This window comes from Vibrio sp. D173a, assembly GCF_030248475.1.
Genome location: NZ_JAHGAH010001043.1, coordinates 1 through 815, shown reverse-complemented (window position 1 = coordinate 815; position 815 = coordinate 1). Strand labels below are relative to the sequence as shown.

At 40.2% G+C, this 815-nt stretch carries 1 protein-coding gene; it reads right to left on the bottom strand.

Annotation, left to right across the window (positions count from 1 at the left end; all coding sequences use genetic code 11):
* On the bottom strand, positions 1–354 hold a 354-nt coding region (locus tag KIV40_RS31150; RefSeq protein WP_285353169.1), incomplete at its 3' end, for an SDR family oxidoreductase.
* Positions 355–815: the final 461 nt, after the last annotated feature.

The window sequence follows — 815 nt, the reverse complement described above, 5'->3', positions numbered from 1 at the left end:
TAGGTTGGTTAATGTCACCATATTGACTTGCATCATCGCTTGCTCATCAGTGAGAGCACGCTGTGCAAATGTTCCATGACCGCCAAACCCAGCATTGTTAATGAGAGTATCGATTTGAAGTCCTTTCGCTTCAGTAAGTTCAAACACTTGTTGCGCTGATTCCGGTAAAGAAAGGTCAGTAGCAATCACGTCAACCTGAATAGCGTGTGCTGCTTCTAGTTCATTTTTCAGTGCGTCTAGCTTGTCTTTTGAGCGCGCTACAATCACTAGGTTTTGCCCTTTTTCTGCGTGTATTTTCGCAAGCTCTAGACCGATGCCGTTTGATGCGCCTGTAATAAGTACTGTCTGTGTCATGATGCTACCCTATGTCGTTATCTCGTGGTGTGTCTATATATTAGGCTCCCCGTTGATTTAGGTGACATCCGATCACGACAACTATCTATCTGATCGTGCCAATCATTCCCTAAAAGATGAAGGATAAGTAAAAAACTATACATTTCATAAGGTTGCTAATGTCACTTTTACGAGTTGGACGCCTGTAGCTTTTTGTTTAATGAGCTTCAAAATTAAGTTGAATAAGCACTCTATATCACATCTTTTATAAATTTGTAGCTATGGCTGTACACATTTATTTGTCTCATGAATAGAATTGCGGGCTAGTGTTATTTTGGCTATGTAATTGAATGAGAATAAAAATGAAACTTAAATCTATGTTATTGGCTTCTCTGGCTGTAACGGCACTCTCTGGTTGTTTGACAGTTCCAATTGAAGAGTTGCAACCAACAGCTGACCAGAAAACGATTGATACCGCAATC